This window comes from Nocardia brasiliensis IFM 10847 (genome assembly GCF_000710915.1).
Lineage (GTDB): Bacteria > Actinomycetota > Actinomycetes > Mycobacteriales > Mycobacteriaceae > Nocardia > Nocardia brasiliensis_A.
In genome coordinates this window covers 1-18297 of sequence record NZ_BAUA01000058.1, presented here as the reverse complement: position 1 = coordinate 18297, position 18297 = coordinate 1, and the positions used below count along the sequence as shown (strand labels likewise).

Annotated in this window: 16 protein-coding genes; 7 read left to right on the top strand and 9 right to left on the bottom strand. The window is 68.0% G+C overall.

Annotated elements, in window-relative coordinates; all coding sequences use genetic code 11:
- Positions 1-93 precede the first annotated feature (93 nt).
- On the bottom strand, positions 94-2322 hold the full coding sequence (gene pabB / locus NBRGI_RS12050) for an aminodeoxychorismate synthase component I (RefSeq protein ID WP_029895560.1): 2229 nt from the start codon (positions 2320-2322) through the stop codon (positions 94-96).
- An 80-nt stretch (positions 2323-2402) separates the two neighbouring features.
- Here pabB and NBRGI_RS12045 point away from each other — a divergent pair, with 80 nt between their 5' ends.
- From NBRGI_RS12045 to NBRGI_RS12035, 3 genes are all read left to right on the top strand, one after another.
- On the top strand, positions 2403-3467 hold the full coding sequence (locus tag NBRGI_RS12045; RefSeq protein ID WP_081878014.1) for a phosphotransferase family protein: 1065 nt from the start codon (positions 2403-2405) through the stop codon (positions 3465-3467).
- A 71-nt stretch (positions 3468-3538) separates the two neighbouring features.
- On the top strand, positions 3539-4069 hold the full coding sequence (locus NBRGI_RS12040; RefSeq protein WP_029895557.1) for a DinB family protein: 531 nt from the start codon (positions 3539-3541) through the stop codon (positions 4067-4069).
- A 133-nt stretch (positions 4070-4202) separates the two neighbouring features.
- A complete protein-coding gene (locus tag NBRGI_RS12035; protein ID WP_029895555.1) occupies positions 4203-5333 on the top strand; it encodes an NDMA-dependent alcohol dehydrogenase in 1131 nt (376 codons plus the stop codon).
- 46 nt (positions 5334-5379) lie between these two features.
- On the opposite strand, the gene NBRGI_RS12030 is transcribed toward NBRGI_RS12035, so the two are convergent.
- The 3 genes from NBRGI_RS12030 to NBRGI_RS12020 all read right to left on the bottom strand — a co-directional run bounded on the left by NBRGI_RS12030 (position 5380) and on the right by NBRGI_RS12020 (position 7503).
- Complete coding sequence (locus tag NBRGI_RS12030; RefSeq protein WP_029895553.1) at positions 5380-5727, bottom strand: iron chaperone; 348 nt, start codon at positions 5725-5727, stop codon at positions 5380-5382.
- 77 nt (positions 5728-5804) lie between these two features.
- On the bottom strand, positions 5805-6296 hold the full coding sequence (locus NBRGI_RS12025; RefSeq protein WP_029895551.1) for a GNAT family N-acetyltransferase: 492 nt from the start codon (positions 6294-6296) through the stop codon (positions 5805-5807).
- Between the two features lie 13 nt (positions 6297-6309).
- Positions 6310-7503 (bottom strand): serine hydrolase domain-containing protein, encoded by a 1194-nt coding sequence (locus NBRGI_RS12020; protein WP_029895549.1) that lies wholly within the window; start codon positions 7501-7503, stop codon positions 6310-6312.
- A 42-nt stretch (positions 7504-7545) separates the two neighbouring features.
- Here NBRGI_RS12020 and NBRGI_RS12015 point away from each other — a divergent pair, with 42 nt between their 5' ends.
- The 3 genes from NBRGI_RS12015 (at position 7546) to NBRGI_RS12005 (ending at position 9652) form a co-directional block, all read left to right on the top strand.
- The gene (locus tag NBRGI_RS12015; RefSeq protein WP_029895547.1) at positions 7546-8370 is read left to right on the top strand and encodes a serine hydrolase domain-containing protein; all 825 of its coding nucleotides are present in this window, start codon (positions 7546-7548) and stop codon (positions 8368-8370) included.
- A gap of 100 nt (positions 8371-8470) precedes the next feature.
- Positions 8471-9004 (top strand): DUF3145 domain-containing protein, encoded by a 534-nt coding sequence (locus NBRGI_RS12010; protein ID WP_014982898.1) that lies wholly within the window; start codon positions 8471-8473, stop codon positions 9002-9004.
- 285 nt (positions 9005-9289) lie between these two features.
- Entirely contained in the window at positions 9290-9652 is a 363-nt protein-coding gene (locus NBRGI_RS12005; RefSeq protein ID WP_268808388.1) for a nitroreductase/quinone reductase family protein, read from the top strand.
- 46 nt (positions 9653-9698) lie between these two features.
- Here the strand turns inward: NBRGI_RS12005 and NBRGI_RS12000 are convergent, their stop codons facing one another.
- The 4 genes from NBRGI_RS12000 to NBRGI_RS11985 form a co-directional block, all read right to left on the bottom strand.
- Positions 9699-10481 (bottom strand): fumarylacetoacetate hydrolase family protein, encoded by a 783-nt coding sequence (locus NBRGI_RS12000; protein ID WP_029895542.1) that lies wholly within the window; start codon positions 10479-10481, stop codon positions 9699-9701.
- Positions 10482-10489: 8 nt separating this feature from the next.
- Positions 10490-13435 carry an FAD-binding and (Fe-S)-binding domain-containing protein gene (locus tag NBRGI_RS11995; protein WP_029895540.1) on the bottom strand — a complete coding sequence of 982 codons (2946 nt, stop codon included), beginning with the start codon at positions 13433-13435 and terminating at the stop codon, positions 10490-10492.
- An 85-nt stretch (positions 13436-13520) separates the two neighbouring features.
- Positions 13521-14882: an MFS transporter gene (locus NBRGI_RS11990; RefSeq protein ID WP_148310786.1), complete on the bottom strand. Its 1362-nt coding sequence runs from the start codon at positions 14880-14882 to the stop codon at positions 13521-13523.
- A 188-nt stretch (positions 14883-15070) separates the two neighbouring features.
- Positions 15071-16237, bottom strand: coding sequence for a pyridoxal-phosphate-dependent aminotransferase family protein (locus NBRGI_RS11985; RefSeq protein WP_029895536.1), 1167 nt, complete (start codon positions 16235-16237; stop codon positions 15071-15073).
- A gap of 92 nt (positions 16238-16329) precedes the next feature.
- Between NBRGI_RS11985 and NBRGI_RS11980 the strand changes: the two genes are divergently transcribed.
- Positions 16330-17070: an IclR family transcriptional regulator gene (locus NBRGI_RS11980; RefSeq protein ID WP_029895534.1), complete on the top strand. Its 741-nt coding sequence runs from the start codon at positions 16330-16332 to the stop codon at positions 17068-17070.
- 75 nt (positions 17071-17145) lie between these two features.
- Here the strand turns inward: NBRGI_RS11980 and NBRGI_RS11975 are convergent, their stop codons facing one another.
- Complete coding sequence (locus NBRGI_RS11975) at positions 17146-18267, bottom strand: glycerate kinase (RefSeq protein ID WP_029895532.1); 1122 nt, start codon at positions 18265-18267, stop codon at positions 17146-17148.
- Positions 18268-18297: the final 30 nt, after the last annotated feature.

Genomic DNA, 18297 nt, shown 5'->3' with positions numbered 1-18297 from the left:
CCACGACCCTCCGACACGCCGAGTCCGCCGGTGCCCCCGTTCGGCGGGCGGGGCCGCGTAGCGCGGGTTTTTCCAGGCCGGGACCGCTCCGGCTCAGTGCACGGCGCGGTCGGCGGCGGCGCGCAACGTAGCCGCGGCCTTGAGGACCATCTCGTGGTATTCGTCGTCGGCGGTGGAGTCGAGCACGATGGCCCCGCCCGCGCCGATGCGCCAGCGGCCGTCGTAGCGGACCGCGGTGCGGATGACGATGTTGAGATCGGCGGTGCCGCCGAGACCCAGGAAACCGATGGTGCCCGAATAGACGCCGCGTGCTTCGGTTTCCAGCTCGTCGATGATTTCCATGGTGCGCAGTTTCGGCGCACCGGTCATCGAGCCGCCGGGGAAACACGCACGCAGGCAGTCGATCACGTCGACCTCGGGCCGCAGCGTGCCGCGCACGGTGGAAACCAGTTGGTGCATGGTCATATACGACTCGATCGCCATCAACTTCGGCACGTGCACGCTGCCGATCTCGCAGACTCGGCCCAGATCGTTGCGCAGCAGGTCGACGATCATCAGATTCTCCGCCCGGGTCTTGGGGCTGTCGGCCAGTTCCCTGGCCAGCCGCGCGTCCTCGGCCGGGGTCGCGCCGCGCGGCGCGGTGCCCTTGATCGGCTTGCTCTCCACCGTGCGGCTGCGATCGATCTTCAGGAAGCGTTCCGGTGAGGAACAGGCGATTTCGAGATCGTCGAAGCGCAGATAGGCGGCGTAGGGCGCGGGGTTGCAGCGGCGCAGCGTCCGATAGAAATCGAGTCCGTCGTCTTCCGCGGCGGGGATGGCGACGCCGTCGGTGAGGCAGATCTCGTAGGACTCGCCCGCCAGCAGCCGTTCCTGGCAGACATCGATATCGGCGAGGTAGCGCTCGCGGCCGCGGATCAGCAGCGGCTCGACGGCGTCGACGTCCGACGGGATATCGAGGGTGGGCGGATTCGCCCAGGTCGGCAGGGACGACAAGGTCTCGGCGGTGTCGCGCAGCCAGTCCGCGCCGGCGCGCAGCGTCTCCGGCGCCGAATCCGTCAGCGACAGCAGGTGGGTGCGCCCGCCGACGTGATCGACGACCACGATCCGATCGGCGAAGAGCCACTGCGCGTCCGGCGTCGGCGCCCGGTGGGCCGCCGTGCCGCCGCAGTCCGCCTTCACCTCGTAGCCGAGGTAACCGACATACCCGCCGGCGAAATCGAAAGGCAGGGAGGGCAGTTCGAGGCGACGCCGCCGGAGTTCGGCGGCCAGATAGTCGAGCACGCCGCCCGCGACCACCCGCCGATGTCCGTCGGACGACTCCACGGTCACCTCGCCACTGCCGACCCGGTACCGCACGACTTCCGACAGCGGCCCGCTCGCATCGCACAGGAACGAGAAACGGTCCAGTCCGGGCTCGACGTGTTCGCTGTCCAGCCACACCGCGGTGGGGGAGTTGCCGTACAGCCGGACGAAGGCGCTCTCGGTATCGATCGCCCGCTCGATCACCGCGTGCTGTAACTGCCACTGGCGCGGCGGGCCGCAGCGATCCGGGTCGGCGGTACGGGTGGGCGCACTCGCGGTGCGGCCGAATTGCTCTGCTCCGGAGGGGAATTGCTCCGGCGCCAGGGTGGCAGCGGCCGACGGGGCGACCGGCGGGGGCGGGGCCGCCGGGACGGGTGCCGGGCGCAGGCGCATCGTCACCGGATCCATTCGCCGACTGCGGGTTCGGCGGCGCGAGCTGGTGCTCCGGTGCGCCGCAGTCAACTCCGCGAAGTTGCGCAGCAGGGTCGCACCGAATTCGCCCGCGATCGACTCGGGGTGGAACTGGACGCCCCACTGCGGCCGGCCGCGGTGCCGCACGCCCATGATCACCCCATCCGCCGACAGCGCGGTGATCTCCAGGGTGTCGGGCAGCGGCCGCTGTGCGCACAGCGAGTGGTAGCGGACCGCGGTGAAGCCCTGCGGCACCCCCGCGAACAGGTCGCGATCATCGTGGTCGATCCGATCGAGATAACCGTGCCGGGCCGCGGGGGCCGGGGCGACGATCCCGCCCGCCGCCACCACGATGCCCTGATGGCCCAGGCATACGCCGAGCAACGGCAGCTCGGCCTCGCGGATCACGGTCGCCGAGATGCCGACGTCGCGCGGCACGTCCGGGCGGCCCGGCCCGGGGGAGATCACGATGTTGTCGAATCTGCTCAGTTCGAGCTCGCCGGCCTCGTCATTGCGCACGACAGTCGGCTCGAGCCCGTTCACCTCGCTGATCAGCTGATACAGGTTGTAGGTGAACGAGTCGTAATTGTCGATGAGCAACGTGCGCATGGTGCCCGAAACCCTACGCCGCACCGATTCCGGCTAACTGTTGTCATGTGCCTTCAGTTTGCTGATTCCCGTGGTGCACAATGTTGGGCATGTCTGTTGCGCAACCGAGCGGCGTGGATCGTGCACTCGTCGACTTCGCCCTCGTCGGCAAGTGGATGGATGAGCAGGGTTTGCCCGCAGGGGAATTCGAAGAGGTGACCGCGCTCGGCGGCGGGACGCAGAACGTGATGCTGCGGTTCGCGCGCGGCGGGCGCACCTACGTGCTGCGCCGTGGGCCGAAGCATCTGCGGACCAAGAGCAACGAGGTGATCCGCCGTGAGGCGCGCCTGCTCGGGGCGTTGAACGGGGCCGAGGTGCGCGCACCCCGGGTCATCGCCGCGTGCCCCGACGAGTCGGTGATCGGCGCGGTGTTCTATCTGATGGAGCCGATCGACGGCTTCAACCCGGCCAACGAGTTGCCCGAGCTGCATGCGGGCGATCCCGCGATCCGCAAGGCGATGGGCCTGTCCGCGGTGGAGGCCATCGCCCGGCTCGGCGCGCTCGACTATCAGACGCTCGGGCTGTCCGACTACGGCAAGCCCGACGGGTTCCTGGAACGTCAGGTGCCACGCTGGCTCGGCGAACTCGAATCCTATTCGGCCAACGAGGGTTATCCCGGCCCGCAGATCCCGGGCGTCGAGCGCACCGGGGAGTGGCTGGAACGCCACCGCCCCGCGCAGTGGACGCCCGGCATCCTGCACGGCGACTGTCACCTGGCCAACATGATGTTCGCCTACGACGGCCCGCAGGTGGCGGCCATGGTCGACTGGGAGATGTCCACCATCGGTGATCCGCTGCTCGATCTCGGCTGGCAGATCGCGACCCGGCCGGAGCCGGGCACCACGGGCGCGGCGCTGGTCGGCAAGCTGGGTGCGGCGGGCGGGTTGCCCACGCCCGAGGAGATGGTTGCGCATTACGGGCAGTTCTCCGATCGTGACCTGAGCGCCGTCAACTGGTACACCGTGCTCGCCTGCTTCAAGCTCGGCATCGTGCTGGAGGGCACGCACGCGCGCGCGTTCGCGGGCAAGGCGCCCAAACAGGTCGGCGACTTCCTGCACGCCATCACGCTGGAGCTGTTCGAGCGCGCGCATCGCCTGATGGAGTGATTGTCGGGATGTTGGTGAGGGTTGGCTGAATATCTATCGTAGATGATATTCAGCCAGGCTAGGTTGGGCGCATGCCGATCGTTCCCGATGTGAAGAATTGGACCTGGGTCGTCGAACGGGCTTGTGCCGATTGCGGTTTCGACCCGAACGGCACCGCGTTCGAAGCCGTGCCCGCACTGACCCGGGATGCCGCGGCCCGGTTCGCCGACGTGCTGCAGCGCCGCGATGTGCGGGTCCGTCCCGACGACTCGACCTGGTCGCCGCTGGAGTACGGCGCACATGTGCGCGATGTGTGCCGCCTGTTCGATTCCCGACTCGCCCTGATGCTCGCCGGTACGCCGGACGGTTCGGTGCCGCGTTTCTCGAACTGGGATCAGGACGAGACCGCGGTCGCCGAGCGATACGAACAGCAGGACCCGGCGCGGGTGAGCGCCGAACTCGCGGCCGCCGCGGAGCGGGTGGCCCGTTCGTTCGAATCCGTCCCGCTGTCGCAGCGTCACCTGCGTGGCGAACGCAGCGACGGCTCGGTCTTCACCGTGGACTCGTTCGCCCGGTACTTCATCCACGATCTCGTGCACCACGTGCACGATGTGCGGGCCTGATACTAGAACGTGTTCGGGCGGTCTGATCCCTAGTGCCGCTGAAATTTCGATGCAGTACTAGAACGCGTTCCACTTTTCTCGTAGTGTGGGTGCAGTCACATATAAGCACGTGCATGCGAGAGGGTCGACAGGAATGAAGACGAAGGGCGCGATCCTGTGGGGGATCGACCAACCGTGGTCGGTAGAAGAGATCGAGGTCGGCGATCCGGTCTCCGGCGAGGTGCAGATCCGGCTGGAGACCGCGGGCATGTGCCATTCCGACCATCACATCGTGACCGGTGCGACGCCGATGCCCGCCTTCCCGGTGATGGGCGGCCACGAGGGCGCGGGCGTGATCACCAAACTCGGGCCGAACTGCCCCGCCGACCTCGCCGTCGGCGATCACGTGATCCTGTCGTTCATTCCGGCCTGTGGTCGCTGTCCGGCGTGCGTGAGCGGAAACATGGCGCTGTGCGACCTCGGCGCCGGCCTGCTGATGGGTCAGGCGATCAGCGACGGCACCTACCGGATCCAGGCGCGCGGCGAGAACGTCATCCCGATGTGCCTGCTCGGCACCTTCTCGCCGTACATGACGGTGCACCACACGTCCGTGGTGAAGATCGATCCCAGCATTCCGTTCGAGGTGGCCTGCCTGGTCGGCTGCGGCGTGCCCACCGGATTCGGCTCGTCCACCCACGTGGCCAAGGTCGAGCCCGGGGAGACCGTGGTGATCGCGGGCATCGGCGGTGTCGGCATGAGCGCGCTGCAGGGCGCGGTGCTCTCCGGCGCGTCGAAAGTCGTGGCCATCGACCCGAATCCGTGGAAGCGGGAGCAGGCGCAGAAGTTCGGCGCCACGCACACCTACGAGAGCATGGCCGCCGCGATCATGCCGCTGATGGACGCCACCGAGGGCCGGATGGCGGAGAAGGTCATCCTCACCATGGGCGAGATGCACGGTGACTACATCGAGGAGGGCCTGATCCTCACCGCCAAGGCGGGCACCCTGGTCGTCACCTCGATGGGCCGGATGGACGCCGGCGACGTGAAGATGAACAGCTTCCTGCTGTCCATGCTGCAGAAGACGGTGAAGGGCTGCATCTTCGGCGGTGGCAACGCCCGCCAGGACGCCCCGAACCTGCTGCGCCTCTACAAGGCGGGCCAGCTCAACCTCGACGACATGGTCACCCGCAGCTACTCCCTGGAGGAGATCAATCAGGGTTACCAGGACATGCTCGACGGCAAGAACATCCGCGGCATCATCAAGTACACCGAAGCCGACTGGTGATCCCCCGCCCGCGAGTGGTGTGCGACGGGCCACTCGCGGGAGGCGGTCAGCGGCGGGCGGCCAGTTTGGTGGCGATATCGGCGATCAGGTCGTAGGGGATCGGTTTGGTGAGCGGGAACTTGAGGGTTCCCTTTCCGGCGCGGTACGGCTCGACGGCGCGCTCGAAGGCCTTGTCGCCCGCCGGGATCGGATACACGCTGACGTGGTGTTTCCAGCCGGCGAAGTGGACGACGTTGCGGCCGTTCACCTTGAAGGTCGGGATGTCGTAGCTGATCGCCTCGGTCGCCTCGGGCAGCACGCGTTTGATGCTGTCCCGGATCTCCTCGAGGATGCTGCGCACGTCTTCGGGAAACGACGCGATATAAGTGTCGACGGTTGCGGTCTGCTCTACCACGAGGTGCCTCGATTCCGTGCGCGGCTATCGATTGCGTCGTTGCGAAAGTGCAGCATCGCCAGTGTAAGCAGACTTCGCTACACCTTCTTGCGATACCAGCACTGCGCGTAGGGCTGGTCGTTGTGCGGCGCCGACTCCTGATATCCGAGCCGCGCGTACAACGCCCGAGCCTCCACCAGATCTCGCCGGGTGTCCAGCACGATCTGCTCGGCTCCCAGCTCACGCGCGGCGTCCTCGGCCGCCGCCACGAGGAGTGCGGCCCCGCCCTTGCCGCGCATATCCGCCCGCACGAACACGCGCTTCAACTCCGCGGTCGCGGCATCCAGCAGGTGCACGCCCGCCGTGCCCACCGCCTCGCCGTCGAGCCGTCCCACCAGCAAAACCCCGCGTGGCGGCGCGAATTCGTGCCCGCGCACCGCCGCGATCTCCCGCTCCAGCTCCGCCGGATCGGTCGCCCTGCCCTGGTGCAGGCGATACCAGCGGTCACTGACCTCGGTGTAGTAGTCGCGCCACAGCCGCGCCGCCGTAGCGGAGTCGAACGGCTCGGCCGCGACGACCCAGGTGCTCACGGTCCCGGTGCGCTCAGCGGGTGCAGCGGAGTAGGGCTGCGCGCAGGTTGCGGCTGCGAACGTCGTCGAGGACGGCCAGGCCGAGCCGGTTCATGGTGTAGCCGAAGCCGAGTCCGGTGGTGGGGTCGGCGAATCCGAAGGAGCCGCCGAGGCCGGTGGTGCCGTAGGCGCGTTTGTCGGAACCGAAGCGGAACTCGCCGCCGGACTTGCGGAAACCGAGGTGGTAGCGGGTTTTGAGCAGCAGCACCAGATCGCCGGGCGGCACGTCGTCGGCGGTGTCCGCGGCGGCGAGCCGATCGAGCAGCGCGTCGTCGATGGGTAGTGCGCCGGTGCGGCCCGCCGCCGCGCCGTAGACCTTCGCCAATGACCTCGCGTTGCCGACGCCGTTGGACCCCGGCATCTCCACCTCGAGGAACTCGCGTCGCGTCGCCCGCACCGGATCGCCGACGCGCGGGTTGGTGAGCGCCGAGTAGGCAAGGCCGCGCTTGGCGGCGAGTTGTGCGGCGATCCGCAGCGGGAGGTCGCGTTCGAAACGCAGCGCGTCCAGTCCGCGGGTCGGGGCCATGGTGGCGATGCGCTCCAACCCTTGTTCGGCGGGCAGTCCGATGAAGAAGTCCAGGCCGAGCGGTTTCGCGATGTCCTCGGCGAAGATTCGCCCGAGCGTGCGGCGCTGCGGGTCGACCCGGCGCAGAAGTTCGCCCTGGTACAGCCCGAGCGTGATCGCGTGGTAGCCGTGCCGGGTGCCCGGCCGCCACGCCGGCTTCTGCGCGGCCAGGATCGCGGCGAGCCCGTCCAGATCCGCGACCTGGGGCAACCGCACGATCGGGTCCAGGCCGGACAGTCCGGCCTGATGATCGATCAGCTGGCGGACCGTCACCGCCGCCTTGTCGTGCGCCGCGAACTCGGGCCAGTAGGTCGCCACCGGCTCTTCGTAATCGAGCAGACCCTTCGACACCGCGGACGCGACCGTGAACGCGGCCAGCCCCTTGGTCGAGGAGAACACCGGGACGATGGTGTCGCGCTCCCACGGCAGCGTCCGGCGGCGGTCCCGATGGCCCGCCCACAGGTCGACCACCGGGCGGTCACCCGCGTACACCGCGACCGCCGCACCGATTTCGCCGTGCTGGGTGAAGTTGCGGCGGAAAGCGTCGGCGACGGGTCCGAAGCCGGACTCCACCTCGCCGTGGACCGTGGGCGTTTCACTCATAGTCGTTCGATGGTATCGGCGTACGTCTCGTAGGCTCGCGGGGTGCGTGCACTCGAGCAGATCAGGGATTGGCCGGTTCGGCATGTGGCGGCCGCGGTCGTCGGCGCGGACGGCGCCGCGGCGACCGAGGGCGAGGTCGATCGGGTGTTCGCGCTCGCCTCGGTGACCAAGCCGCTGGTCGCGTACGCGGTGCTGGTCGCGGTCGAAGAGGGCGCGATCGAACTGGATCAGCCGGCCGGCCCGGCGGGGTCGACGGTGCGCCACCTGCTCGCGCACACCTCGGGCCTCGCCTTCGACACCGACGATATCCAGGCCGCACCCGGTACCCGCCGGATCTACTCCAGCGCGGGCTTCGAGGTGCTGGCCCGTTTCGTCGCCGAACAGACCGGCATCGCGTTCGAGGAATACCTGCGCGACGCGGTTTTCGCGCCGCTGGGTATGACCGCCTCGGTGCTGGCCGGTTCCGCGGGGCATGCGGCGCGATCGACCGTCGCCGATCTGACCCGTTTCGCGGCGGAATTGCTGAACCCGCGGTTGATCTCCGAACCGACTCATGCCGAGGCGACATCAGTCCAATTTCCCGGCCTGAATGGCGTGCTGCCCGGTTATGGTTCGCAGCGTCCGAATGATTGGGGACTCGGCTTCGAGATCCGCGACGGTAAGGCGCCGCACTGGACCGGAAGCTCGAATTCCCCGAACACGTACGGCCATTTCGGACAGTCCGGCACATTTCTCTGGGTGGACCCCGCGTCGCGGTTGGCGTGTCTGGCATTGGCCGATCAGAATTTCGGCGACTGGGCCAGGGCGGCCTGGCCGCCACTCAGCGACGCGGTCATTGCGGAGGCGGCACACGCAACACGGGGTTGAAGTAACACATGTAACATCGGACACTCCAGTACACTCAGGCAACACCAGCAGGACGGGTCGTTGGGGAAGACGTCCCCCGTCGACGCTGGAGGTGTTAGTGGTGCGCGCATCGAGTCAGTTCGCGGACGTGACGGCGGGTGTGGTGTACATCCACTCGTCGCCTGCCGCGCTGTGCCCGCACGTCGAGTGGGCGCTCACCTCGGCCTTGAGTTCGCCCGCGAAATTGCGCTGGACCGCGCAACCCGCGGACGGCCAATTGCGCGCGACCAGTGAATGGCTCGGACCCGTCGGCACCGCTTCCCGTATTGCGCAATCGCTGCGCTCCTGGCCGGTGCTCCGATTCGAAGTGACCGAAGACCCCAGCGAAGGCGTCGACGGCGAACGTTATTGTTTCGTGCCCGGATTAGGACTCTGGCACGGCTCGACCAGTGCCAACGGCGACGTGACCCTCGGCGAGATGCGCTTGCGCGCGATGCTGCAGGCCGCAGGCGAACTCGGCAAATACAACAACTACGACCTCGCCGCCGAAATCGACCGCGCACTCGGCACCCCCTGGGACGAAGACCTCGAGGTATACCGCTACGGCACCGAATCCGGCGCCGAAGTCACCTGGTTGCGCCGAGACGTAGGTTAGAGCCCCGTTTAAGGCGAAAGCACATTCGTGGCGAAGCTGCGTGCACTAATTCGCCTGCTCGCCGGTCCCGACACAACGTATTGCGCGCACATTGCACAAATCGGGTTCAATGCTCGGCATTACGCCGATACCGATCTGCGGACGGCACGGTTACCAGCCTTGATGAGGTCGATCCGTGCCGACGGTCGCGGTGGCTTTGCTGCTCGTCGTGCCGCGACCCGGGTAGTGACCTCACGGGAGTGCTACCCTCCGGGGGTGACGCACGCGGTTGATCGAAAACAAAAGATAGTCAATGTTATTCAGCGGCGGATCGCCAATCCGATCAGAGTGCGGATGCCTAATCAGGAGCTCTTGGAGACCATCGGGCGGGTGAGTGGGGCGCCGCGGATCACGCCCATCGGGGGGCGGGTGATCGACGGATCGTTCTGGCTCGTCTCGGAGTTCGGTGAACGGTCGCAGTACGTGCGAAACATCATGGTGAACAACCAGGTCCGGCTGCGTTTGAAAGGGAAGTGGCATTCGGGGACGGCGCATCTGCTGCCCGATCACGACCCCGTCGCATTGCTCGAGCAGCTGCCGAAAGGCAACAGCGCCGGGGTCCGGCTGCTCGGCAACAACCTGCTGAGTATTCGCATCGATCTGGCCTGAGGTTCCTGGCGCAGCGGAAGCGGCTCGCGGCGGTCGGGCCGAGGAACTAGCGGACGAGGGCGACACCGCCGTTCTCGTGACTCTTGCGGTCCGCGACGGTGTTCCGGAGTGTGCCGATGGTCGCGATCTCGACCTCCACGGTGTCGCCGGGTTCCATCGGGCCGACCCCGGCGGGGCTGCCGGTGAGCAGCACGTCGCCGGGGCGCAGGGTGATCCAGCGGGTGGCGAAGGACAGCAGGGCGCCCACACCGAAGACCATGTCCGCGACCGCAGCCTGCTGGACCACCTGACCGTTGCGTCGGGTGACGAGATGCAGTGCCGACGGATCGGAAACATCGGTTTCGATCCAGGGTCCCAGGGGGCAGAAGGTGTCCGCGCTTTTCGCGCGCGCCCACTGTCCGTCGGAGCGCCAGTCGTCTGCGGTGACATCGTTGGCGCAGGTGTAGCCGAGGATGTAGTCGGCGGCTCGATCGGCGGACACGTCCCGCGCCGTGTGCCCGATGACGACGGCCAGTTCGCCTTCGTACTCGAGCCGCCGCACTTCGGCGGGCCGCAGGATGGTCGCGTCCGGATCGGTGACGGCGTTGGGCGCCTTGAGAAACAGTGACGGACGCTGCGGCCACGGCCTGCCCTTCTCGATGATCTGGCCCGCGTAATTGCTTCCCGCGCACACGATGGTGCGCGGCTCACAGGGGGCGAGCAAGGTCTGCTCGGCCAGCGGGCCGACCGCCGCCCCGGGCTCGTCGTCGGGCGAAAGGCGGTGCACCACATCGCCTATGACGACGCCGCGTGCGGCTCGGCCGTCGCGGGAATAGCGGACGATACGCATGTTGTCTCCTATTCGTCGTCCGGCCCGGCCAGTGCCTCGCGCACCAGCTCGACCGGGTGCCAGGCGGTGCGTCCCGCGCCGTGGAAGATCTGCTGGCGGCACGACACTCCGGTCGCCGCCACGATCGTGTCGTCCGGTTCCGCGGCGAGGGCCGGGAAGAGCCGGTCGCCCCCGACTGCCATCGAGGTGTCGTAATGCTCCGATTCGAAGCCGAACGAGCCCGCCATGCCACAGCAGCCGGAGTTGATCTCTTCGACCTGCACCCCCGGAATCCGCCGCAGCAGTGCCATCGTCGCGGCCGTGCCGACCTCCGCTTTCTGGTGGCAGTGCCCGTGGAAGACGATCCGGCGACCGGCGAGGGCGTCGCTCAACGACAGTCGCCCCGCATCGATGGCCTCGACCAGCAATTCCTCCACCTGTTTTACCCGGGCCGCGACCGCGCGCACCGCGTCCACGTCCGGCACCAGTGCCGCGTGCTCGTCGCGCAGCATGAACAGGCACGAGGGTTCGCACCCGACGATCGGCGACCCGGACTCGGTGTGCGTGTTGAGCGAATCGATCAGTCCCGCAGCCTTTTTCCGGGCGTCGTCGAGCAGCCCCTTGGACATACTGGAACGGCCGCAGCACCCGCCGCTCGCGAGTTCCACCCGCCAGCCCGCCAGTTCCAGCAGTTCGATGGCTGCCATGCCGATGTGCGGCTCGGTGTAGGTGGTGAAGGAATCAGCGAGCCAGTGGACGGTGCCGAGCGGGGCGGGAACAGCCGGGGCAGCCCGACGATGCTTGCGGAAGCCGCGAATCAGGTTGGCCCGCTGGAACACCGGTAGCGGACGAGCGGCGGTGATACCGAGAGTGCGGTCCATCATCCGGCGCGCGAAGCCGATCCTGCCGGGCAGATTCGACAGCGGGGCGGTCGCCGAGCCGAGCCGGTTGAGTGCCCGGATCGAGCCGAAAACCCTGGAGCGCAGGGGTGTTCCGTGTATTTCGTGATGGTGTGCGAGAGTCTCTGCTTTGAGCGAGGCCATGTCCACGCTCATCGGGCACTCGCTCTTGCACGCCTTGCACATCAGGCACAGATCGAGGATCTCGTGCAACCGCTCGTCGCCGAGCGCGGCGTGCGGATCCGGTGCGGAGAGCGCTTTCACCAGCGCGTTGGCGCGGCCACGGGTGGCGTGCTCCTCGTTCTTGGTCGCGATATAGGACGGGCACATCACGCCCGTGGTGGCTTTGCGGCACAGTCCGATGTTCATGCAGCGGTCCGCCGCGCCGCGCATGCCGCCGACGACCTCGAACTTCAATGCGGTGGTCAGCGGCGGCGCGGGCGGCAGCGCGTCGCGATCGCGCAGGTTCTCGGTCATCGACGGCGCGTCCACGATCTTGCCGGGGTTCATGATGTTGCCGGGATCGAAGAGCCGCTTGACTTTTCGCATCGCCTCGTACAGCTCGTCGCCGAAGATCTCGCGGTTGAACTCGCTGCGGGCGAGCCCGTCGCCGTGTTCGCTGGAGTTCACTCCGCCGTATTCGGCGACGAGTTTCTGCACCGCCTCGGCGACCGCGCGCATCTTGACCACCTCGTCCGGCTGCGTGAGGTCGACGAACGGACGGATGTGCAGGCAGCCGACCGAGCAGTGGCCGTAGAAGCCCGCCTGCATCTTGTGCTCGTCGAGAATCTCCTTGAACCGCCTGGTGTATTCGGTCAGGTGCACCGGGTCCACGGCGGTGTCCTCGACGAAGGCGAGCGGGCGGCGGGTGCCCTCGCCCGCGGCCATCAGCAGCCCGAGGCTGGATTTGCGGACCTTCAGCAACGCCGTTTGATCGGCGGGCGTGACGGCGCGCAGCGTGTGATAACCGTGCCCGTTGCGCCGCCACAGCGCCTCGAGCCGGTCCAGCTCGGCGACCAGGCGCGTCTCGTCGTCACCGCTGAACGAGACGAACAGCAGCGCACCGGGATCGCCGACCAGGATCGTGCCGAGTTCGGCGTATTCGAGCTTCTGCCTGGACAATTCGAGAATGGTGCGATCCATCAGCTCGACCTGATCGGGCTCGCAGCTCAGCGCGTCGGTGGTGGCCGCGATCGCGCTCACGGTGTCGGTGAAGTGACCGACGGCGTAGACCGTCCGGGCCGGTTTGGGCACCAGGTCGACCAGTGCGTGTGTGACGACCACCAGCGTGCCTTCCGCGCCGACCACGAATTTGGCGAGGTCGAAGGGCTTTTCGGCGCCGAAACCCACCAGCCGGTCGAGCCGGTACCCGCCCGCCCGCCGCCAGAACGCCGGCATGCCGGCCTCGATGATGTCCGCGTCGGCCGTGACGAGGTCCGAAAGCTCTTGATATATCCGGCCTTCCAACGTGCGCGCGGTGGCGCGGCGCTTGCGCTCGAGCTCGTCGACCGATTCCAGCCTGGCGCGGGAGCCGTCGGCGAGCACCACATCGAGCGCCCGCACGTGATCTATCGTCATGCCATAGGTCAGCGAGCCGCTGCCCGCGGAGTTGTTGCCGATCATGCCGCCGATGGTGGCGCGGTTGCTGGTCGAGGTGTCCGGCCCGAACATCAACCCGTGGGCGGCGGCGGCCTGGTTGAGCTGGTCCTGCACCACCCCGACCTCGACCAGTGCGGTGCGGGCCACCGGGTCGAGGTGCACGATGCGATGCATGTGCCGGGACAGGTCGAGTACCAGACCGGGCCCGATGGTCTGCCCGGCCAAGCTCGTGCCCGCGCCGCGCGCGACGATCGGCACCCCGAGTTCGCCCGCCGCGCGCACCGCCGCGGCGACGTCGTCCGCGTCGCGGGGAAAGGCCACACCCGCGGGCATCATCGAGTACATGCTCGCGTCACGGGAGAAGATGTGGCGGCTGTAGTCGTCGAAAGCCACTTCGCCGGAGAGGGTTTCGCGCAGCGCGCGCTCCAAGCGGGCAGACACGTCGGCTGCCGCGCCGTCGATCGTGGGGGAGTTCATGGGGATTCCTTCTGGATCCGTGAGAGTGCGCCGAAGGGGGACACGGCGGCCGGGGCGGGTCTCCGGAACCCGGCCGCCGTGGTACTCAGACGAGCGGGGCCCGATCCGGTGCCGGTTGTTGGGCCGGTGCGATCCGTGCCGTCTCGACCGGGATGGGTTCGACCACCACCGATTGCGTTGCCTCGCGCAATTTCTTGCGCAAGGTCAGCACGAGCAGCGCGGCGGCACCGAACACCCCGCCAAAAAAGGCCTGGGTGAGCGCGTATCCACCGCCGCTGAGATCGCTGAGCCAGCCGCCGATATACGGCCCGAAGAAGCTGCCGAGATTACCGACGCCGTTGATCAGTCCCAGGCCCGCGCCCGCGGCGGCCACCGGAACGAGCTTGGTGACCGTTGCCCAGAACGGGCCGTACCAGGCGATCGAGGCGGCGGTGCCGAGGATCATCGCCCCCAGTACCAGCCACTTCTGTTGCGGTGAAATCAAACTCGCGCCACCGAGGATGATCGCCGCCGAGCCGAGGACCAGCGACATGTGTGCGATGTGGCCGCCCCGTTTGTCGGCCGACCGGCCGATCAGAATGATGGCCACGCCCGCCGCGAGCTGGGGCAGTATCGCGACCAGACCCACCTTCATATCGGTGTGGAACGCCTTCTTCAACACGCTCGGCAGCCACAGGGTGAGGCCGAGCAGGCCCATCTGCGTCAGGGTGTAGATGAGGGCGAAGTGCCAGACGATCCGGCTGGTGAACGCGGCCTTGAAGGTGCCGCGGTGTTGCAGCGGTTCCCCTTCCTCGAGCCGGGAACGTTCGATGTAGTCGCGTTCGTTCTGCGACAACCAGCCCGCCTTGGCCGGCGTATCGCGGATCACCGCGAGCCAGGCGATGAGCCCGACGATCAGCGGCGCGCCGCCCTGGATGATGAACATCCAGCGCCAGTCCGTGTAGGTCAGCAGGATGCCGGAGAACGGCGCGGCGACGATCGCCGCGATCGGGGTGTACAGCTTGAAAATCGCGTAGGCCCTGCCGCGTTCGGCGAACGGGAACCACGACCGGATGGTGGCCATCAGCGCGGGCTGCACGCCGCCCTCGGCCACCCCGAGCAGGAATCGGGCCAGCAGCAATTGGCCGACGGAGTTGGTGAAGCCCTGGGCCATCGCGGCCACGCTCCACAGCACCATCAGGATCGCGATCCACTTTCTGGCACTCCATCTTTCGGCCATATAGCCGCCGGGTATCTGCAATAGCAGATAGCCCCAGAAGAAGATGCCGCTCGCGAGGCCCTGCTGCGCCTTGGTGAGCCCCATATCGGCTTCGAGATGAGTGAGTGCGAAGCTGATGTTGGTCCGGTCGATATAACAGATGACGTAGATGAAGACGACGACCGGCAAAATATAGGTCCAGCGCTTCATTTCGGCGAAGCGCCGGATGGGAGAGGTCCGCTCGGACAACGACCTACCTCCTCGTAGGTGACCGGCGCGATCGGCGCCGGTGGATATTCGGATCCCGGCTCGTGGTGGAGCCGGGCGAGAGTCGCTCGTGGCGGAGCATCGAGAGTCGAGCAGGAGGCTGTCGAAGCGGGGGCCCAGCTGGGAGCGAAAGGGACGTGGCGAGAACAGGTTCGGTGCGAGCCGAGGGGCTATTCGGCGCGTAGCACCGCGAGCGCGGCGGGCAACCCGGCGGGGTCGACGGTGACGCCCGCGAGCTCGAGGCCCATCTGCACGCCGGACAGCGTGCCCGCGAGCATCAGATCGTTGAAGTGGCCGAGGTGGCCGATCCGGAAGACGCGACCGGCGAGCTTACCGAGCCCGGTGCCGAGCGACATGTCGAAGCGCTCCAGGATGATTCGGCGCACCTTGTCCGCGTCGTACTCCGCGCCGAGCAGCACGGCGGTCAATGCGCCGGAGTACTCCCGCGCGTCGGCGCACAGCACCTCGAGGCCCCACCCGTGTACGGCGGCTCTGGTGGCGGCCGCGTGCCGGCGGTGTCGCGCGAAAACATTCGGCAGGCCTTCTTCCTCGAGCATGATCAGGGCTTCGCGCAAGCCGTAGAGCAGGTTGGTCGCGGGCGTGTAGGGGTAGAAGCCGCGCTCGTTGTTGTCGAGAATCGGTGTCCAGTCCCAGAAGGACTTCGGCAGTCGCGCTGTCGTCGCGGCCGCCAGGGCCTTGTCGCTGATCGCGTTGAAACTCAGTCCGGGTGGCAGCATCAGCCCCTTCTGGGAGCAGGCGACCGTCACGTCGACGCCCCAGTCGTCGTGCCGGTAGTCGATGGATCCCAGCGACGAGATCGTGTCGGCCAGTAGTAGCGCCGGGTGGTCGGCCTCGTCGATGGCGGCGCGGATCTCCGGAATGCGGCTGGTGACACCGGTCGAGGTCTCGTTGTGCACGACCATCACGGCCGCGATCTCGTGCGCGGTGTCGGCGGCGAGCCGCTCGGCCAGGGCCGCCGGGTCCGCGCCACGGCGCCAGTCGCCCGGCACGAAATCGACGATCAGGCCGAGGCGTTCGGCCATGTCGCGCCACAGACTCGCGAAATGACCAGTCTCGAAGGCGATTACGCGATCGCCGGGGGACAGAGTGTTGACCAGGGCCGCCTCCCAGGCTCCGGTGCCGGAGGCGGGATAGACGACGACCGGGTTTGCGGTGCCGAAAACCGGTTTGAGCCGGTGCAGGAGATCGAGCGCGAGTTCGGCGAACTCGGGCCCGCGATGGTCGATGGTCGGTTGCGCGATGGCATGCAGTACCCGGTCGGGGACGTTGGTCGGTCCGGGAATCTGCAGGAAATGCCGTCCGCTGTGCGCGGTCATCACATCTATTTCCGATCTGTGCCGTGTTATGGCACACTGTGCCGTGAGAAGGTTCAGCAAGGGTAGGGATGTGAGATAGAGGAGTCAAGACTTTGCGCAATGTCCTCAACACGCTCCGGGTATTGGAGGAGGTCGCGGCCCGGCAGCCGATCGGCGTCGGCGAGTTGTCGAGAGTGCTTGATATGCCGAAGAGTTCGGTGCAGCGGGTGCTGGTCACCTTGGACACGGCGGGGTGGATTCGCCCGGCGTCCGGGGAGATCACCCGGTGGGTGCTGACCACGAAGGCGCTGGCGGTCGGTAGCCGCGCCGGTGGCGATCTCGGGTTGCGCGGCGTGGCGCTGCCGATCATGGAGAACCTGCGCAGGCACACCGAGGAGACCATCCACCTGACCATCCCCGAGGACGGCAAGATGGTCCTGATCGAGCGGCTGGAGACCGACAAACCGGTGCGCACCAACATGGCGCTGGGGCACTCGTTGCCGCTGCACGCCTCGGCGAACGGCAAAGCCGTACTCGCGCACAGCGATCCCGATACCGTGCGCAAGCTGGTGGCCGGTGAGCTGCCGCGCTACACCGACACCACGATCACCGACCCGGTCGCGCTGCAGGCCGAGTTGGCCGAGATCAAGGCGCGCGGATTCGCGGTGAACCGCGGCGAATGGCGCTCCGATGTCGGCGCGGTGGCGGCGGTGATCCTGGACGGCGCGGAGAAGCCGATCGCGAGCCTGAGTGTGAACGTGCCGATCAGCAGGCTGACGGCCGAATCCGAGCCGGCCTGGGCCGCAGCGGTGCGCGAGGCGGCGCACACGATCAGTGCGCGCCTGAGCAAGTGAACCGTGGCGCAACCGGTTTCGCACACCCGCTGCGGGCAGGCCGGAGCCGGGTGTGCGAAATCGGAAAGCGTGCGGTTATGACAGGTGCCGCGTGGCGATCCGCGCTCCGAGCTGCCGCAGCAGGACCTCACCTTCGGTGAGGCAGCGCCGCACGTCCGGCTCGATCGACAGCAGCGAATACGCGGCGGTGAAGCCGGACTCGTGTAATCGCCAGTCCGGCAGCGTGTTCCGTCCGCATACGGCGACCACCGGCACGCCCGCCGCGCCGGCTGCCGCCCCGACGCCCGCGGGCGCTTTGCCGTGCAGGGTCTGCTCATCGAGCGTGCCCTCGCCCGTGACGACCAGATCCGCCAGCGCCAGCTGCCGGTCGAAATCGACCAGGTCCAGGACCAATTCGATGCCGGGTGTCAGCCGGGCCCCGAGCACGGCGACGGCCGCGAAGCCGACGCCGCCGGCCGCGCCCGCCCCCGGGGTGTCGCGCAGGTCGCTACCGGTGGCCGCGGCGACGACGTCGGCCCAATGGCCCAGTGCCGCATCGAGGATGGTCACCTGTGCGGCGTCTGTGCCCTTCTGCGGTCCGTAGACGGCCGCCGCGCCGCGGGGACCGAGGAGCGGGTTGTCCACGTCGCACGCGACGGTGAATTCGACCCCCGCTGTCCGCTCCCGCAAAGCGGCGAGGTCGAAGGTGGCGAGCTGTGCGAGAGCCGCACCCCCGTCTTCGATTTCGGCGCCTGCCGCGTCGAGCAGGTGAGCACCGAGGGCGCGCAGCAGTCCCGCGCCGCCGTCGGTGCCCGCGCTGCCGCCGATGCCGAGTACCACCTGTCGGCAGCCCGCCGCGATCGCCGCGGCGATCACCTCGCCCGTGCCGCGGCTGGTCGCGGTCATCGGTGCGAAGACTCCATCGGGAAGCCGGACCAGCCCCGAGACGTCCGCCAGTTCCACCACGGCCAGGTCGTCGCGCCGGGCGTACGCCGTGTCGACCGGTTCTCCGGTCGGTCCAGCCGCGGTCACCGGTACGGCGGTGAACCCCGCGGCCAGCGCGGCGGCGACGGTCCCGTCGCCGCCGTCGGCTACGGGGACGATCGATATCGCCGCATCCGGCAGTACCTCCCGAATTCCGGCCGCGATGGCCCGCCCGACCGCCGCGGCGGTCAGCGAGCCCTTGAACTTGTCCGAGGCGATCAGCACGCGTGGCATCGGGGCGTCAGTCCAGCAGTGCCGTCGCCG